Annotated in this window: 16 protein-coding genes and 1 tRNA gene; 11 read left to right on the top strand and 6 right to left on the bottom strand. The window is 35.3% G+C overall.

The window, feature by feature from the left end:
- The first annotated feature begins 84 nt into the window (after positions 1–84).
- The 5 genes from ACFQ13_RS14065 (at position 85) to ACFQ13_RS14045 (ending at position 6513) form a co-directional block, all read left to right on the top strand.
- Positions 85–1686: a S8 family peptidase gene (locus ACFQ13_RS14065; RefSeq protein ID WP_386118411.1), complete on the top strand. Its 1602-nt coding sequence runs from the start codon at positions 85–87 to the stop codon at positions 1684–1686.
- A gap of 3 nt (positions 1687–1689) precedes the next feature.
- Positions 1690–3489 carry a M1 family metallopeptidase gene (locus ACFQ13_RS14060; protein ID WP_386118408.1) on the top strand — a complete coding sequence of 600 codons (1800 nt, stop codon included), beginning with the start codon at positions 1690–1692 and terminating at the stop codon, positions 3487–3489.
- Between the two features lie 82 nt (positions 3490–3571).
- Positions 3572–3982, top strand: coding sequence for a ribonuclease P protein component (gene rnpA, locus ACFQ13_RS14055; protein WP_114308119.1), 411 nt, complete (start codon positions 3572–3574; stop codon positions 3980–3982).
- The gene (locus ACFQ13_RS14050; protein WP_386118406.1) at positions 3979–5613 is read left to right on the top strand and encodes a S41 family peptidase; all 1635 of its coding nucleotides are present in this window, start codon (positions 3979–3981) and stop codon (positions 5611–5613) included. The genes rnpA and ACFQ13_RS14050 overlap by 4 nt, the downstream gene beginning before the upstream one ends.
- 60 nt (positions 5614–5673) lie before the next feature.
- A complete protein-coding gene (locus ACFQ13_RS14045) occupies positions 5674–6513 on the top strand; it encodes an OmpA family protein (protein WP_386118404.1) in 840 nt (279 codons plus the stop codon).
- Here the strand turns inward: ACFQ13_RS14045 and ACFQ13_RS14040 are convergent, their stop codons facing one another.
- The 3 genes from ACFQ13_RS14040 to rpiB are packed head-to-tail and all read right to left on the bottom strand — an operon-like array spanning position 6514 to position 8353.
- Positions 6514–6957, bottom strand: a complete 444-nt coding sequence (locus ACFQ13_RS14040) for a GNAT family N-acetyltransferase (protein WP_114308116.1) — start codon at positions 6955–6957, stop codon at positions 6514–6516.
- Between the two features lie 24 nt (positions 6958–6981).
- Complete coding sequence (locus tag ACFQ13_RS14035; protein ID WP_386118402.1) at positions 6982–7890, bottom strand: cation diffusion facilitator family transporter; 909 nt, start codon at positions 7888–7890, stop codon at positions 6982–6984.
- 28 nt (positions 7891–7918) lie between these two features.
- Entirely contained in the window at positions 7919–8353 is a 435-nt protein-coding gene (rpiB, locus tag ACFQ13_RS14030; RefSeq protein ID WP_386118400.1) for a ribose 5-phosphate isomerase B, read from the bottom strand.
- A 1109-nt stretch (positions 8354–9462) separates the two neighbouring features.
- Between rpiB and ACFQ13_RS14025 the strand changes: the two genes are divergently transcribed.
- The 5 genes from ACFQ13_RS14025 to ACFQ13_RS14005 are packed head-to-tail and all read left to right on the top strand — an operon-like array spanning position 9463 to position 13714.
- Complete coding sequence (locus ACFQ13_RS14025) at positions 9463–11718, top strand: ribonuclease R family protein (RefSeq protein ID WP_386118398.1); 2256 nt, start codon at positions 9463–9465, stop codon at positions 11716–11718.
- Between the two features lie 54 nt (positions 11719–11772).
- A complete protein-coding gene (locus ACFQ13_RS14020; protein ID WP_386118396.1) occupies positions 11773–12072 on the top strand; it encodes a YbjQ family protein in 300 nt (99 codons plus the stop codon).
- Positions 12072–12308, top strand: coding sequence for a hypothetical protein (locus ACFQ13_RS14015; RefSeq protein ID WP_386118395.1), 237 nt, complete (start codon positions 12072–12074; stop codon positions 12306–12308). The genes ACFQ13_RS14020 and ACFQ13_RS14015 overlap by 1 nt, the downstream gene beginning before the upstream one ends.
- 9 nt (positions 12309–12317) lie before the next feature.
- A complete protein-coding gene (locus ACFQ13_RS14010) occupies positions 12318–12989 on the top strand; it encodes a head GIN domain-containing protein (protein ID WP_386118393.1) in 672 nt (223 codons plus the stop codon).
- A gap of 44 nt (positions 12990–13033) precedes the next feature.
- Entirely contained in the window at positions 13034–13714 is a 681-nt protein-coding gene (locus ACFQ13_RS14005; protein ID WP_114308109.1) for a LysE family translocator, read from the top strand.
- A gap of 1120 nt (positions 13715–14834) precedes the next feature.
- Here the strand turns inward: ACFQ13_RS14005 and ACFQ13_RS14000 are convergent.
- From ACFQ13_RS14000 to ACFQ13_RS13990, 3 genes are all read right to left on the bottom strand, one after another.
- Positions 14835–14905, bottom strand: a tRNA-Cys gene (locus tag ACFQ13_RS14000).
- Positions 14906–14985: 80 nt separating this feature from the next.
- On the bottom strand, positions 14986–15348 hold the full coding sequence (gene folB, locus ACFQ13_RS13995; RefSeq protein WP_114308108.1) for a dihydroneopterin aldolase: 363 nt from the start codon (positions 15346–15348) through the stop codon (positions 14986–14988).
- A gap of 57 nt (positions 15349–15405) precedes the next feature.
- Positions 15406–15606: a zinc ribbon domain-containing protein gene (locus ACFQ13_RS13990; RefSeq protein ID WP_181858356.1), complete on the bottom strand. Its 201-nt coding sequence runs from the start codon at positions 15604–15606 to the stop codon at positions 15406–15408.
- Between the two features lie 180 nt (positions 15607–15786).
- Here ACFQ13_RS13990 and ACFQ13_RS13985 point away from each other — a divergent pair, with 180 nt between their 5' ends.
- Entirely contained in the window at positions 15787–17796 is a 2010-nt protein-coding gene (locus ACFQ13_RS13985; protein ID WP_386118390.1) for a glutamine--tRNA ligase/YqeY domain fusion protein, read from the top strand.
- Positions 17797–17836: the final 40 nt, after the last annotated feature.

Genomic DNA, 17836 nt, shown 5'->3' with positions numbered 1-17836 from the left:
TAAGCGCGTAATAAGCCTGCTTATTTCTATAAGTAACTGACCTACGGAATAGGAATATGATCATTTAAACTTAAACTAAAACAAATGAAATTTAATTACCGATCATTAGCATACCTAAGTCTTGCTGGAGCCTTATTTGTAGGTTGTGGTAGTACTGCAGAAATTCTTTCTACACCGATTGAAAATATCGATGCTACACCTCTAAAAGTATCTGATTTAACAGACGCAGAAAAGAAACACTGGGGACATTTAGACCTTATTAAAGATACCATCCCAGGGATGAGTGTGGATAAAGCTTATGATGAAATCATTAAAGACAAAAAAGGAAGTAAAGTCATCGTTGCAGTAATCGATTCTGGTATTGATATTGATCATGAAGATTTACAAAATGTATTATGGACTAATGAAGATGAAATTCCTAATAACGGGATTGATGATGATAAAAATGGCTATATAGATGATATTCATGGTTGGAATTTCTTAGGAGATGCCTATGATGAACAATTAGAATATGTACGCTTAATTGCAAGTGGAGATACTACAGATCCACGTTATGACGAGGCTGTAAAACTTCTTGAAGATGAGTCTAAACAATACGTTAATGCAAAAGCAAGATACGATCAGATTGCACAAGCTATAAAAGGCGCTGATGCTACTTTAACAAAGCACTTTGGAAAAAGCGATTATACAATTGAAGAGGTAAACGCTATCACAACTGAAGATGATATGTTATCGCAAGCCATCCAAGTTGCTAATGGAATGAATGCAAATGGTTTTAGTTTAGCGGAAGCTCAAACTGAAATTAACAATGCCTTAGTTGGGATTAACGAGCGTTTAAACTACCACTTTAATCCTGATTTTTCTGGACGTACAACTGGAGATGATATCAATGATTTATCTGATATCGGATACGGTAATGGGAATGTAAAGCCTGTTAAAAATTCAGAATCTCACGGTACACACGTTGCAGGTATTATTGCTGCAGAGCGTCATAATGGTATTGGTGTAGATGGTGTTGCTAATAACGTAGAAATTATGTCTATTAGAGCAGTACCAAACGGTGATGAGTACGATAAAGATGTAGCTTTAGCTATCCGTTACGCTGTAGATAATGGTGCACAAGTTATTAATGGAAGTTTTGGTAAGTCATTTTCTCCACATGCAGAATGGGTAAGAGATGCTATTAAATATGCTTCAGATAATGATGTGGTATTTGTACATGCTGCTGGTAATGACAGTAAAAATGTAGATGAAGGCACAAACTTCCCTGATGATAACGTAAATTTTGTAGAAATTTCTGAAACTTATATTAGAGTTGGTTCAATCACTTCTAAATACGGTTCTAAAATTGTATCAAGTTTCTCTAACTACGGAAAAAAGAACGTTGATGTTTTTGGTCCTGGTTCTGCAATTTACTCAACGTTCCCAGATAACGATTACAAGAGTATCAGCGGTACATCAATGGCCTCTCCATCTGTAGCAGGAGTTGTAGCTTTAGTACGTTCTTACTTTCCTAAATTATCTGCGGCGCAGGTAAAGCAAGTTATTTTAAATTCTGGCTTAGCAATACCGACTAAAGTTGTTGTTGGTGGTGATGCTTCAAATGTGAAACCTTTTTCAGATTTATCGACTTCTGGACGCATTGTGAATGCTTACAACGCCTTAATTATGGCTTCAAAACTATAAGACATGAAATTTTTCAAAATAAATCTCTTATTACTTCTCGTTTTAACATCTTGCGGCTCGGCGGTTCAGCCTAGCGCAGATGTTACAACGACTAGCAAGGCGACCAATCGTTATTGGCAGCAGCATGTAGACTATGCCATGGATATAGACATGGACGTTAACAGCTACCAATACCAAGGGAAGCAAAAATTAGTTTACACTAATAACTCGCCAGACGTATTACACCGTGTGTACTACCATCTTTATTTTAATGCCTTTCAACCTGGTAGCGAAATGGATGTACGCTCACGTACCATTCAAGATCCAGATCCTCGTGTAGGCAGTAGAATTAGTCAGCTTGGTCCTGATGAAATTGGCTATATTAAAGTAAATGCGTTAAAACAAAATGGTAAAGCCATCAGTTATAATACTGTGGGGACTGTTTTAGAAGTTCGTTTAGCTGAGCCTATTCAACCTGGTGAGAAGGTAACTTTCGATATGGATTTTGATGCTCAGGTGCCTGTTCAAATCCGTCGTTCAGGAAGAAACAATAAAGAAGGTGTTGCCTTATCTATGGCGCAATGGTATCCTAAATTAGCGGAATACGATGATGAAGGATGGCACGCAGATCCGTACATCGGAAGAGAATTTCACGGTGTTTGGGGTGACTTTGATATCAAACTAACCATTGATGAAGACTATGTAGTAGGAGGTACCGGATACTTACAAGGTGAACCAACAGTAAAATCAGGAAAGAAAACCCTGCATTTTAAAGCTCCTAATGTACATGATTTCACTTGGGCTGCAGATCCAGATTTTATCCATGATACATTTCAGGTCACTAATGGTCCACTTTTAAACTTCTACTACAAAAAGGATTTAGAGCCTCAATATCTTGAAAACTGGAAAAAACTTCAAGCCGATACGGCAGAATTAATGTCATTTTTCAGTACTTCTGTTGGGACCTACCCTTATGAGCAGTACTCCGTGATTCAAGGTGGTGACGGCGGTATGGAATATGCCATGTCTACCTTAATTACAGGCCAAAGAAGCTACAGAAGCTTATTGGGCGTTACAGCACATGAGTTAGCCCATACTTGGTTTCAATTTTTATTAGCCAGTAATGAATCTAAGCACGAGTGGATGGATGAAGGATTTACAACCTATATTTCTACTTTGGCTATGGAACTTTTTAAAGAAAAAAAGAGCGATAATCCACTTGCTAGAACCTATGCAGGTTACATCGCTTTGGCAAACTCTGGGGTAGAGCAACCTTTAACCACACACTCAGACCGCTATAAATATAACCAAGCGTATAGTGCCGCAGCGTACAGTAAAGGCGCGGTATTTTTAGCACAGTTAGGTTATGTTATAGGGCAAGAGAATTTAGAAGCTACCATTAAAAAATACTACCAAGATTTTAAATTTAAACACCCTAAGCCTTTCGATATTATCCGAACAGCAGAACGCGTTACAAACTTAGAATTGGATTGGTATTTTATAGATTTTGCACAAACCACTAACACTATTGACTATGCTGTAAATGCGGTAGAAGGCAATACAATTACGCTAGAACGTATTGGTTTAATGCCAATGCCTATAGATTTAGAAGTGACTTATGTAGATGGTACAACGGAATCATTTTATATTCCATTACAAATGATGCGTGGTGAAAAACCAACTTCAGCAACGCTTATTAAAGATTGGGCTTGGGCTATACCAACCTATACTTTTGATGCTAAAAAAGCTGTAAAATCTGTTGAAATTGATGCCTCAAAAAGAATGGCAGACGTAAAACGAGAAAATAATGTATGGTCTAAATAAGCCTTACCAATAATATAAATCTCACAAAACCGCATCAAGTTGATGCGGTTTTCTATTTTTGCGCTATTATAGATGCAACCTAATGAGTTTTAAATACACTAAGAAAGATAAATTAAAAAGTAAAAAGCTAATAGATCAGCTTTTTACAGAAGGGAAAGCCGTTACCGCTTATCCGTTAAGATTGGTGTATCTTAAAACCGAATTTGAGGATGGTTCTCAGCTAAAAACAGGAGTTTCGGTGAGCAAGCGTTTGCACAAAACCGCTGTGGCTAGAAATCAAATTAAAAGACTCTTACGTGAGGTCTATCGCCTTAATAAACCACAGTATTTTAACACTAATTCGCATTCTTATGCGTTTATGATTTTGTACCTTAGTAAGGATGCCACCACCTTTGATAAACTGAATAAGAGCATCCAACAGTTATTTAAAAAATTTTTACTTAAAAATGAGCCTTTGATTGAAACATCAGAGTCCAATACGTCTGAAACATGAAAACATTGCTTCAAAAAAAAATAGTCATTCCCGCAATTGCCCTTCTCATTTTCTTTAGCACTACGGCTTTTAAAAATGACTTTTTTGAAATCGCAAAACAGATTGAAATCTTTACCACACTTTTCAAAGAAATTAATATGAATTATGTGGATGATACCAATCCTGGTGACCTTATGGATACCGCGATAAAAAGCATGTTAGATGATTTAGATCCTTACACACAATTTTACAACGAACAAGACGTAGAAGCCTCTAGAATTAATAATGCCGGCGATTATACAGGTATTGGAGCCAAAGTCTTAACCTTAGAAGATAAACTAGTTATTGTAGAACCTTACCAAGGTTATGCGGCTGACAAAGCGGGCCTTAAAGCAGGTGATGAAATTATTAAAGTTGATAAAATATCGGTGGCCGATTTTAAAGATGATGCGGCCAATTTATTGCAAGGCGCCGCTGGAACAGAAGTAGCGGTCACGTACAAAAGACAAGGTAAAACAGCTACCGTTTCTATTATTAGAGAGTCTTTAGAAATTAAAGCTGTACCCTATTATAACATGATTGATGCGCATACCGGTTATGTTGTGCTTAGAAAATTTAACCAAAAAGCATCGGCAGAAACCATTAGTGCTATTAAAGCCTTAAAGAATCAAGGCGCCACACAACTTATTTTAGATCTTAGAGGGAATCCTGGAGGTTTATTAAGTGAAGCTGTCAATGTTACCAATATTTTTGTTCCTAAAGATCAGTTGGTGGTAACCACTAAATCTAAAGTAAAGAAATACAACAAAACCTATTATACGCAACGCGAACCCGTAGATACACAGATGCCATTGGTCGTATTAATTAACGGTAAAAGTGCCTCTGCAAGTGAAATTGTTTCGGGCGCTTTACAAGATATGGACCGTGCCGTTGTGGTTGGAACACGTAGTTTTGGTAAAGGTCTCGTTCAACGTCCAAAAGCCCTTACCTATGGCACGCAAATGAAAATTACAATCTCTAGATATTATACTCCATCTGGACGTTGTATTCAGGCTTTAGATTATTGGAATCGCGATGAAAATGGAAAAGCCACCAGAACAAAACAAGAAAACTATAACGCCTTTAAAACTAAAAATGGCCGTGATGTTTACGATGGTGGTGGTGTAGAACCCGATGTAGAAGTGGAATTCTCTAAACATACCCCAGTAACCAAAGCGATCTCTAGTGAAAATTTAATATTCAACTTTGCTACCGAGTATTATTACAACAATAAGGTTAAAGATTTAAAGACCTTTGAACTCTCTAATGCGGATTTCAAAAACTTTAAAAACTACGTCAAAAAAAGCGGATTTAATTTTGAAACTAAAACAGAAAAGGCTTTAAACGAAGCTATTTTAGTAGCCAAAGAAGAAGCTTTAGACAACGTCATTGCCTCCGATTTTAAAGATTTAACCCAAACTTTAGAAGCCTATAAAACCATGGCTATCGAGGAGAATAAAACCCAACTAAACGCCTTACTTACCGATGAGATTATTAAGCGTTATTTTTATAGTGAAGGGCTTTATACTTACTACACAAGTCACAATTCAGAAATAAAAAAGGCTTTAAGCATTCTAAATAATCCTACACAATATGCGAGTATTTTGAGGTAGAACATTATTTTTCTATATTTATTGACACAATCCTTTTCTGCAACAAGAAAATTACAACAAATGAAATCCCTTATTATCTTTTTATGCTTTTGTTTTCAATTGTCTTTCGCTCAAAAGGAATTGAAACACGAGGTCTATTTCGAAACAGATCAGCACGACATTCCCGAAACCGAGCATAGTAGATTATTACTTTTCTTATCTAAAATTAAAGATATCAATATTGAAAAGGTTACCATATACGGTTTTACGGATGATAGAGGTAGCGACAATTACAACTTAGTTTTATCTCAGAATAGAGCCGATGCCATAAAAAAAGTGTTTTCTGACAATAAATTTGACGAGTCAAAAATGACTAATGTCGATGGAAAAGGAAAGATTTTGGTGAACATTATTAAGGAAAATGATCTTAATAAAATCCGTGGATTAAACCGAAAAGTAGAGATTATTGTAACGCCATTATCCCCACCAGAGCCTGTAGTTGTAGAGGCACCAAAACCAGAAAGCACTGAAGATTTATTAAAGGGTGACCTTAAAGAAGGCGATAAAATTCTTTTAGAAAATCTATTATTTAGAACCGGGTATAGCTACTTAACCAAGGAATCTAAGCTAGTTCTTGATAGAATTGCTGAAATATTAGCCAAAAGAACCAACATCTATTTCACTATTGAAGGTCATGTGTGCTGTACACAAGGGCAAAGAGATGCGGTTGATCGTAAGACTAAAAAGCGTAATTTATCGCTAGCAAGAGCTAAGTATATCTATGATTATCTTATAGACAAAGGTGTAAAGCATTACCGAATGAAATTTGCCGGAATGCGTAGAAAATTTCCCCTTGGTGGCGAACCAGAATTAGATCGACGTGTAGAAATTGTGGTGACTCGCGTTTACGATGAAGACTAATTAAGACATGATCATATTAATATGCGGAATACCATCTTCTAGGTAATCCTCACCAACAGCAACAAATCCTAAGTTTGTATAGAACCCTATTAAGTAGCGTTGTGCCGAAATTCGGATACTCGTCGTGTTATAATGCGATTTAATAGCTGCAATAGAAGCTTCCATAATAGTATAGCCATAGTTTAGCTTCCGTGCCTTAGATCTCACTATAACGCGTCCAATACTGCTTTCCTTAAAATAATATCCTGCATCAAAAATGCGGGTGTAGGCCACTAATTCACCTTCACTATACCCTAAAACATGAAGCGCTTTTTGGTCTTTTCCGTCGATATCTTGGTAAACACAATCTTGTTCTACAACAAAAACTTCACTACGCAATTGTAGCAATTCATAGAGCTCTTGAGTGGATAATTCATCAAAGGTTTTTATTTTAATAGCTAACATATTTAATCTTTATGATGGCGAAATTTAATCTTGAACGATAACTTCTTTAGGGTCTTTTTTATTAAATTCTGGTTGAATGGTAACATGATTAATATTGAATTTCTCATGTAATAAGGTTTCTATCTTCAGCAATAAATCGTTAAAAGCGGTAATAGAAATATCCTCTTTAAGGTCTAAATGCGCTTCTAAATGCAACTCATCATCGCTTAAATTCCAGAGATGCACATGGTGTATTTTAGCCACTTTTGGAAGCTTATTTACAGCTCTAACCACCTCTTTAATACTAATAGTGTCTGGCGTAAATAACATGAGCATTTTAGTAGACACCTTTAAAAGGTCATAAGCCACCCAAATTAAATACAAAGCAATAAGGAGGGTTAACAAACTATCTACCCAAAAAAGTTGGTAAAATTTCATTAATATACCTCCAATTAATACCGCCACACTGGCTAACATATCCGTAAATAAATGCAAATATGCCGACCGCATATTGATGTTATTCTTTGCATCTTTTCGTAAAAGGAGCACACTTAAACCATTCCCAATAATCGCAATTATAGACAAAGCGATCACCAAATCTGAAGCCACTTCATGCGGATCACTAAACCGTTTTATCGCCTCAATAATTAATAAAACAGCAACAATAATAAGGGTGGAAGCATTGATAAATGCGGCCAAAATTTCAGCTCTTTTATAGCCAAAAGTTCTATTAATTGAAGCCTTTTGTTTTGATAATTTAGAGGCGATATAGCTCACGATTAAAGACACCACATCACTAAAATTATGCAAGGCATCACTAAGCAAAGACAGACTCCCAGAAAGGAGTCCACCCACCACTTGTGCTAAGGTGATAACAATATTTAAAACAATAGATATTAAGAGCTTTTTGCCGCTTAAATCTGTTGCAGGAATATGGGGATGTGAATGACTCATGGTCTACCTTTTTACGGACCTTTTTAGATTAACAGGATAGTGAAATCTTATCCACTCTGTTTTGATGACGTCCACCTTCAAAAGCCGTTTCCAAAAATGTATCCACCATTTTTATAGCTTGAGGAATCGATGTAAAACGTGCCGGAACACAGATAATATTAGCGTTATTATGGAGGCGTGTAAGCTCGGTAATTTCGTTTGTCCAACAAACCCCAGCTCTCACTTTAGGGTATTTATTTGCGGTCATTGCAACACCATTTGCACTCCCGCAAATAAGGATCCCAAAATCAACTTTATTGGCATCAACATCCTTGGCAACTGGGTGTACAAAATCGGGGTAATCTACACTGTCTAAAGTGTCGGTTCCGTAGTTGGTAATTGTATGCCCTTTGGCTTCTAAATGTTTTACAATTGCAAATTTGTAATCTGGACCTGCGTGATCGTTTCCTATTGAAATAGTCATAATAAATGAGTTTTTTTATTCAAGCTCAAAGTTAATAATTGCTAACAAGTAAGCACAACTTATGAGGGCTTAGTTATCCATTAGTTTTAACTTTGTTTCGAGTGTCCAAAATCGCAGTTATTAACAATGTTAATAACTCAAGATAAACTGAAAAATAAATGTTAATATCTGTTCATAACTATTGATAAGGAAAATTAGGATTATCCATAAAATTTTTCAAACAAGAATCAGAAATTAAAAACCTAATTAGTTAGCATTTTTTTTCGATTAAGTTATTAAACATCATTTTTACGAAGTTAACAGTTTTTCAAAATAAACATATCCATAAATTCTATTAACAATCGATATCAACAGCTGTTAATAACCTTAAAGTTTCTCTTATAAATGAACTTGTTACAAAAAAATCAATTGTTAATTAAATGCTAGCGAATTGTAAACTACGAGTTATCAAAATAAATCTTCTAAAAGTTATATCAGATATTAACAGACTATAATAACCATTATTTTATTTTTTAAATTTTTAAAGAAAAAAGATGATATGAATAGAGATGTTGATAACCTCGATTTTTTTAGAAAACAGAAAATAAGAAAACGCCATTTTAAAGACTATTTGCTTACAATGTTTATAACCTAAAGCAGTAAAAACGGAGTGTTTTTAGAGGCTTTAAAATTGAAAATTTAGGCTATTTATTAGATGTAGATTTAGGGCTTTTATAACCTATGAATATTCCGTTTTTTTAATTTTAAGGACTGCTATAAAAATAGAACATAGAACCTCGTTTTTGTGTTACCTTAATATAAATGACCCTTAGCCTAACCTTTAGTTAATTTTCAAAATCAGTTAGAAATGGAGGTGCTAAAAGAGCCTTAATTTTAGTCGGTAGAATAGCCAAAAATCTAGTCCGTTTTTACAGGTGTAATTGATCAGAAAAACAGCCCATTTTTTTTACCTTATGACTATAGCTTTTTATTAATTTAACCTTTACTAAACACTATTTAATTTTAATAGCTTAACTTTGTAAGAAACTCAGTATCTTCTCTTCTACCTATATTGAGTTTAAATTTAGAATTCCTAACACTTTTTAGGAAACGAATAAGATTACAATTAAATGACAAAAAAGAGAAAAAGGAAACCTTCACATAATAAGATTTCCAACCTTACAAATACAATTCTTAGTATTTTAAAAAAAGATAGAAAATCAACTTTCAACTATAAACAAATTGCAGCTAAGCTTGGCGTCAATGATGCGAGTAGTCGTAACCAGATTATAAAAAAACTTCAACAACTTAAAGCCAAAAAAGAAATTGAAGAAGTAGATCGTGGAAAGTTCAAAGCTGTCGTTAATACAGAATACCATACCGGAATTTTAGACATGGCGTCTAAAGGAAATGGTTATATTATTTCAGACGATTTTGAAGACGATATTTTCATAGCCTCAAACAATATTAATAAAGCCTTACACGGAGACGAAGTAGAATTCTACGCGTACAAAAGAAAACACAGAGGCAAACAAGAAGGTGAGATTACCAATATTGTAAAACGGGCTAAAAGTGAATATGTCGGAACCATCCAAATTCACGACAAAAAGAATTTTGCTTTTGTGGTGGTGGACAACAATAAAATGTATACCGATATTTTTGTTCCGATAAATAAAATTCACAAAGCCGAAGATGGCGACAAAGTTTTGGTGTCTTTAGAAGATTGGCCAGAAAAAGCCGATTCACCAAATGGAAAAGTTATTCAGGTGTTAGGAAAACCTGGAGAACACAGCACCGAAATTCATTCCATTTTGGCAGAGTATGGCTTACCAAGTGAGTTCCCTCATGAGGTCGAAGCTTACGCCAATAATATTGATTTAGAAATTAAACCCGAAGAGATTGCGAAACGTCGCGACATGCGTAAAGATTTAACCTTTACCATCGATCCTAAGGACGCCAAAGATTTCGATGATGCCTTATCTTTTAAAATTCTAGATGATGGCTTATATGAGATCGGAATCCATATTGCAGATGTTTCACATTACCTGCAACCAGGTACCGTATTAGATGATGAAGCTTATGAGCGTGCCACATCTATTTATTTAGTAGATCGTGTGGTGCCAATGTTGCCAGAGGTTTTATCTAATGGTGCTTGTTCCTTACGTCCGCATGAAGAAAAATATACCTTTTCGGCGGTTTTTAAGATGAATGAAAAATGTGAAATCAAAGACCAGTGGTTTGGAAGAACTGTGACGTATTCTGATGCGCGTTTTGCTTATGAAGAAGCTCAAGCTATTATTGAGAATAATGCCGGTCTTAATGAAATCGATGTTTTAAAACACAAAAATAAAATAGAGACCACTATTCCGCAGGAAGTATCATTAACGGGTGAGGAATACCAAACTACTACCGAAATTGCACAGGCCACAGTAAAAATGAATCAGCTGGCGCGAAAAATGCGTAATGCACGAATGCGCGATGGGGCAATCTCTTTTGATAAGGTTGAAGTGAAATTCAATTTAGACGAAGAGGCTAATCCGGTTGGGGTGTTCTTTAAAACAAGTAAAGATGCTAATAAAATGATTGAAGAATTCATGTTATTAGCTAACCGAAAAGTTTCAGAATTTGTTGGAAAACAAAAACCAGAAAAAACGTTTGTGTATCGTGTTCACGATGAACCGGACGAATCTAAACTGGCACAACTGCAAACTGTGGTTGGACGTTTTGGCCACCGATTAAATTTTAAAGATAAAGGCAGTATTTCTTCGTCTTTAAATAATTTACTTAAAGATGTTGTTGGTAAAAAAGAGCAAAATCTAGTTGATACGCTTACCATTAGAACCATGTCTAAGGCCGAGTATACCACGCACAATATTGGGCATTACGGTTTAGCCTTTGATTATTATAGCCATTTTACATCGCCAATACGTCGTTATCCCGATGTTATGGCACACCGACTTTTACAACAGTACTTAGACGGCGAAAAATCGGCCAACCAAGAGGTGTACGAAGAACGTTGTAAGCACTCGAGTAATATGGAGTATTTAGCCACTAAAGCCGAACGTGATTCTATTAAGTACATGCAAATCCGTTTTATGCAGGATCATGAAAATGAAGAATTCTTAGGCGTTATTTCTGGAGTTACTGATTGGGGAATTTATATTGAAATTATTTCCAATAAATGTGAAGGGATGGTTAGTGTTAGAGATATGAAAGACGACCACTACCAGTTTGATCAAGATCAGTATGCCATGATTGGAAGCAAAACCGGAACCATGTACCAATTAGGTGATGAAGTTATTGTAAAAGTGAAAAATGCCGATTTAGTGAAAAAGCATTTGGATTTTTATATGGTGGGAAAACCGGAAACTGAAGACGAAGCTTAAATTTTTAGTGTAACGTTTGGGCCCAAAGAGGTCTTATACATAAACATTTTAAACATGATTCTTACAACGACAAATTCTATTGAAGGGTATAATATTGTAAACTACCTCGGTATTGTTACTGGGGTCTCCATGAACAAAGAGGGGATTGGTATGGGCTTTAGTATGTCTAAATATTACGGTAAAATACAATCGAGTATTGAAACCGTAAAGGAAGAAGCCTTTCAAAATTTATTGGATAATGCCAATAAATTAAAAGCCAATGCCGTGGTTGGCATAAAAGTTGAAATAGAATTAACAACACATAATTATGCCATGGTTTCCGTAACCGGAACGGCTGTAAAAGTGATCCTATAATGAAAACAAGTACCAAAGCTGGCATATACGTTTTTGTCATATTCGCCGTTATTTATGTAGCCGTACGTTTTATGCTTCAATTTATTTTTGAAGATATTAATTCAATGGTATTAGCAGTGGCATCGGCCGTAATTACGGTGATTTTAACGCCGCAGCGTCGTATCGTTAAAAAACAATCGGGAGAGGAAATTCAACTAAAATGGTTATTTAGTAAAAAAATAATGAACTTAAAATAAGTTATTGTAATGAAAAATATTTTGCTGTTATGTCTTTTGTGTAGTTCAGTTTTTATAAATGCTCAAGAGTCTATAGAAAAAAACTTAGGGAGTTTTTCAACCGTTAAGGTTTTCGATTTAATTCATCTTAAGATGATTGCTTCTAATGAAAATAAAGTGGTCATTTCTGGTAAAAACAGAAAAGATGTAGAAGTTGTAAATAACAATGGAAAGCTGAAAATCAGAATGAACATCAGAGAAAGTTATGATGGTGAAGACACCGTGGTACAATTGTATTTTACGTCTGTAGATGAAATAGATGCTAATGAAGGCGCTAAGGTGACGCTTAAAGCACCATTAAAACAATATGAAATTGATTTAAGAACCCAAGAAGGTGCTGAAATCACTGCGGAACTAGAAACTACCTATGCTAATTTAAGAGCAGTAACAGGTGGGGTTATCAACGTTTCAGGAAGCTCTAAACAACAAGATATCTCTATTTATACGGGTGGCGAGGTTAATGCTAAAACCTTGATTACAGAACATACCGAAGTGAGTATAAATGCTGCAGGTGAAGCTTATATCTATGCTTCAGAAACGGTAGATGCCAAAGTTAAAGCGGGAGGTAGTGTATTTATCTACGGTAAACCTAAAGAGGTTACTGAAAGTACAATGCTTGGAGGTACAATAAAACGTATGTAATATGCTTTGAGTTTCTTACCTTTGTAAAAACCGCAAGTTTTTACATGTTAGACGATATCTTAACAGCCATTCCCTTCGGAATTATATTAGCCTTTACTATTGGTCCAGTTTTTTTTGTATTATTAGAAACTAGTGCTACCAAAGGCTTTACTAGTGCCATTATTTTTGATTTAGGCGTTATTTTGGCAGATGTTGTTTTCATCTTTGTCATTTTTCTCAGTACCGATTCCTTGTTAGAAAAAATTAAGGACGACCCTAAACTCTTGGTCTTTGGGGGTGCGCTCTTGGTTATTTACGGACTTATTAGTTTTATTAAAACCTCTAAATCCTTTAGAACTATTGTAAGAGAACACCATAAAATAGCCTTGCCTAAAAAGAAATACGGGATGCTATTTATCAAAGGTTTCCTTTTAAACTTTATCAATATTGGGGTATTACTCGGTTGGTTGGGCTTTATTGTTATTGGGACTTCTATTACCAAATCAGAAAATGGGGTAACCGTTTTCATTGTAACTATGTTGCTGGCTTATTTTTTAACCGATCTGGTCAAAATAGCCGCGGCAAAACGTCTAAAAAGTAAACTGACGCCGCGTCGTATTTTTAAAACGAAGAAGATTGTAGCTTTAGTCATTTTAGTTTTTGGGATTATTCTACTCAGCCAAGGCTTGTTTCCTGATCTCTATGAAAGAGGGATTGAACAGTTAGAAAACGTGAATCCTATTTAAATTTTAGGTCTTCTTAGTTTTCCGTTCAACTTCTTTTCTCCAGTACATACGGAAAAGGCTATTTAGACTTTAAAGCCTCTTTGACGTCCATTAAATTCAGAATGAAACATACTTCAAGCAATTTAGGTTTAAGGTCTTAAAACCGGCTTAAAACACGGTAGAAGTGAAGGCTTAACTGATTTAAAGCTTACATATTGAGCATAAATAAACAGCTAATGATCTCAGAGGTTGTTTAGTTGTCTAGCGCTATGTTGTCTTGAAGTTTTGCTGAAGTTCCTATAAGCGTTAGACTTCGTACCACATATCAATTCATCTAAATATTCTTAAAATTTAAAACATTAAAAAGCTTCTAAGAGTTCTTAGAGGTTCATTTTCTGAGGTTGCTAAAGCGTTTGAGTTCGAACTGCGTATTGATTCATCTAAATTTTCTAAAAATTTAAAACATTAAAAAGCTTCTAAGAGATGATAGAGGTTCATTTTCTGAGGTTGTTAAAGCGTTTGAGTTCGAACCGCGTATTGATTACTCTAAATTTTCTTAAAATTTAAGACATAAAAAAACCTCTAAGAGTTCTTAGAGGTTCATTTTATTAGGTTGCTAAAGCGTTTAAGTTCGAACCGCGTATTGATTACTCTAAATTTTCTAAAAATTTAAATATAAAAAAGCTTCTAAGAGATGATAGAGGTTCATTTTCTGAGGTTGCTAAAGCGCTAGGCTTCGAACCGCGTATTTATTACTCTAAATTTTCTAAAAATTTAAAACATAAAAAAGCTTCTAAGAGTTCTTAGAGGTTCATTTTCTGAGGTTGCTAAAGCGTTTAAGTTCGAACCGCGTACTGATTACTCTAAATTTTCTAAAAATTTAAAATATAAAAAAAGCTTCTAAGAGTTCTTAGAGGTTCATTTTGTGAGGTTGCTAAAGCGTTAAGCATCGAACCGCGTAACGATTACTCTAATTTTTCTAAAAATTTAAATTATAAAAAAGCTTCTAAGAGTTCTCAGAGGTTCATTTTATGAGGTTGTTAAAGCGTTTGAGTTCGAACCGCGTATTGATTACTCTAAATTTTCTTAAAATTTAAGACATAAAAAAACCTCTAAGAGTTCTTAGAGGTTCATTTTTCAGAGGTGTCGAGCGGATTCGAACCGCTGTAGATGGTGTTGCAGACCACTGCCTAGCCACTCGGCCACGACACCCTATATATTGCAAATAGGATTCTCAATTGTACATTGAGAGCGCAAATATAAAAATTATTAACGTTAACCCCTAATTAGCATCACTTTTTTCGCTTCTGACTCATTTTTATTCTAACCATCTCAACGTCACCACCTATGGGCGGATTTATTTTGCTCACGGTTACAGTTGCCTTAGTAATTAACGATTCTTCCTCAAAAACACGGTCTAAAATTCGTTTAGCAACGGTTTCTAAAAGTTTAGACGGAATCGCCATTTCTTCTCTAACCACCTTGTTGAGTAAAACGTAATCTACAGTATCATTAAGTTCATCAGAAACGGCAGACGTTTGCAAATTCGCTTTAATAACTAAATCTACACGGTAATCACTACCAATGGCAGTTTCTTCTTTTAAACAACCGTGGTTTGCAAAAACTCTTATATTTTCAACTTTAATTTTTCCCATACTACAAAAATAGGTTAAAATTGGCGCTTTTAAAATGATGGGCAACCAAGACTTTTATTAGCTGGTAAACAAATCAAAAATGTTACTAATCGCACTGGTTTTAGCCTTATAAAATTCAGTATAGGTACATTTTTTACAGGTCACTGAGGTAAATTTCTTATTTTGAATATCAAATATTTTAGAAAAAGTTCCACCTGTGGCACGCATCTGATCTACGGTATAGGTCGTGTTATTGCATTTAGGACATTGGTAGTTCATCATTATTATATTTTTAGGTTCAATAGATAAGTGTAAACCACAGTGAAAATGTTACAGTATTATACCCACAATTTGTGTAATTTTGTAGGGTCTTATAGCAGAATAGGAGTGTAAGATGGTTTTGCGTTTTAGGCGGATTTAATGCCCTAAAACATTCAATAGTTAATTATAAAGAAAAGCATGTCAGAAGAAACAAAAGCACTCAATTTTATTGAGCATATTATAGAGGAAGATTTAGCTAATGGCTTAGCAAAAGATAAACTTCGATTTCGTTTTCCACCAGAACCTAATGGGTATTTGCATATAGGACATACTAAGGCTATAGGAATAAGCTTTGGCTTGGGGGAAACTTATAACGCTCCGGTAAACTTAAGATTTGATGATACCAACCCATCAAAAGAAGAACAAGAGTATGTAGATGCTATTAAGAGAGATATTGCGTGGTTAGGCTACCAATGGGAAAATGAATTGTATTCTTCAGATTACTTTCAGAAGTTATATGATTGGGCCCTTCAAATGATAAAAGACGGGAAAGCTTATGTAGACAGCCAAACTTCTGAAGCGATTGCTGAACAAAAAGGAACTCCAACACAAGTTGGGAAAAACAGTCCGTATAGAGATCGTAGTGTTGAAGAAAATTTAGACTTATTTCAACGTATGAAAGCGGGCGAATTTCCTGCTGGGACCCATATTTTACGTGCTAAAATAGATATGGAGCACCCTAATATGCTTATGCGCGATCCTATGATGTATCGTATTATGTATGCCGAGCATCACCGCACGGGTAACGATTGGTGCATTTACCCAATGTACGATTGGACCCATGGGGAAAGCGATTATATAGAGCAAATTTCACACTCTTTATGTTCTTTAGAATTTAAACCACACCGCGAACTTTACAATTGGTTTAAAGAACATGTGTACCAATATGCGGAAGGAGATTACCCAATGTTACCAAAACAGCGCGAATTTGCCCGTTTAAATTTAAGCTATACTATAATGAGTAAGCGTAAATTGCTCAAATTGGTAGAAGAAGGTGTCGTTTCAGGTTGGGATGATCCGCGTATGCCAACGATTTCTGGCTTACGTCGTCGTGGCTATACACCAAATTCTATACGTCAATTTATTAAAAAAGTTGGGGTTGCTAAGCGCGAAAATGTAATTGATGTGTCTTTACTTGAATTTTGTATTCGTGAAGATTTAAATAAAACAGCAAACCGTGTTATGGCGGTTTTAGATCCTGTAAAAGTGATCATTACTAATTATCCTGAAGGGAAAGAAGAATGGTTAGAAGCAGAAAATAACCAAGAAGATGACAGCGCCGGATTTAGAAAAGTGCCTTTTTCTAGAGAAATTTATATTGAAAAGGAAGATTTTAAGGAAGAAGCAGGCAATAAATTCTTTAGGTTGAAACTTGGTGGTGAGGTGCGTTTAAAGAATGCTTACATCATACAAGCTAATGACGTGGTGAAAGATGCGGATGGTAACATCACTGAAATTCACTGTACGTATGATGAAGATACCTCTAAAAAAGTGAAAGGTACGCTTCATTGGGTGTCTATAAAACATGCCATTAAAGCTGAAATTAGAGAGTACGATCGTTTATTTAAGCACGAGTCGCCAGACAGTGATAAGGATAAAGATTTTATGGAACATCTTAACCCGAAATCGCTTACCCTGAAAACAGGATATTTAGAACCAAGTTTAGCCGAGGCTAAAGTAGGGGAGCAGTTTCAATTTCAACGTTTAGGGTATTTTAATGTAGATGATGATTCTACCGCTGAGCATTTAGTCTTTAATAAAACGGTAGGTTTACGAGACAGTTGGGCCAAACAAAAGCCAAAAGCACAGAATAATTCAGGACAAAATAAACCTAAAGCCCCACAGCAAAAACGATCGGCGATAAGTGTGATACAGCAATTAGGTAAAAAATACACTAATGTCCCAGAGGCCAAACAAGAAAAATCTAAGGCAGAAATTATAAAGCTTGCAGAAGAGGTAGCTTATGAAGAATTAGAGCCATTATTTGGTACTGCAGTTAAAAAAGTAGGGACACGTATTGCTACTTTAATCGCGTTAAAAGTGCTACTCAATAAAGGCTTAGAACGTAATGAAGCTATTGATGAGTTTATTACAAAAGCAAAAGCGGATAAGAATGAATTGTTAGTAGCTGAAGCTTCAGAACTCTAGGTAAGTTTTAGACGAAAACGCTTGATAATTAGTCTTATTT

Source organism: Winogradskyella rapida (assembly GCF_042675845.1).
Classification (GTDB): domain Bacteria; phylum Bacteroidota; class Bacteroidia; order Flavobacteriales; family Flavobacteriaceae; genus Winogradskyella; species Winogradskyella rapida.
This window is presented reverse-complemented; position numbering and strand designations above follow the sequence as displayed.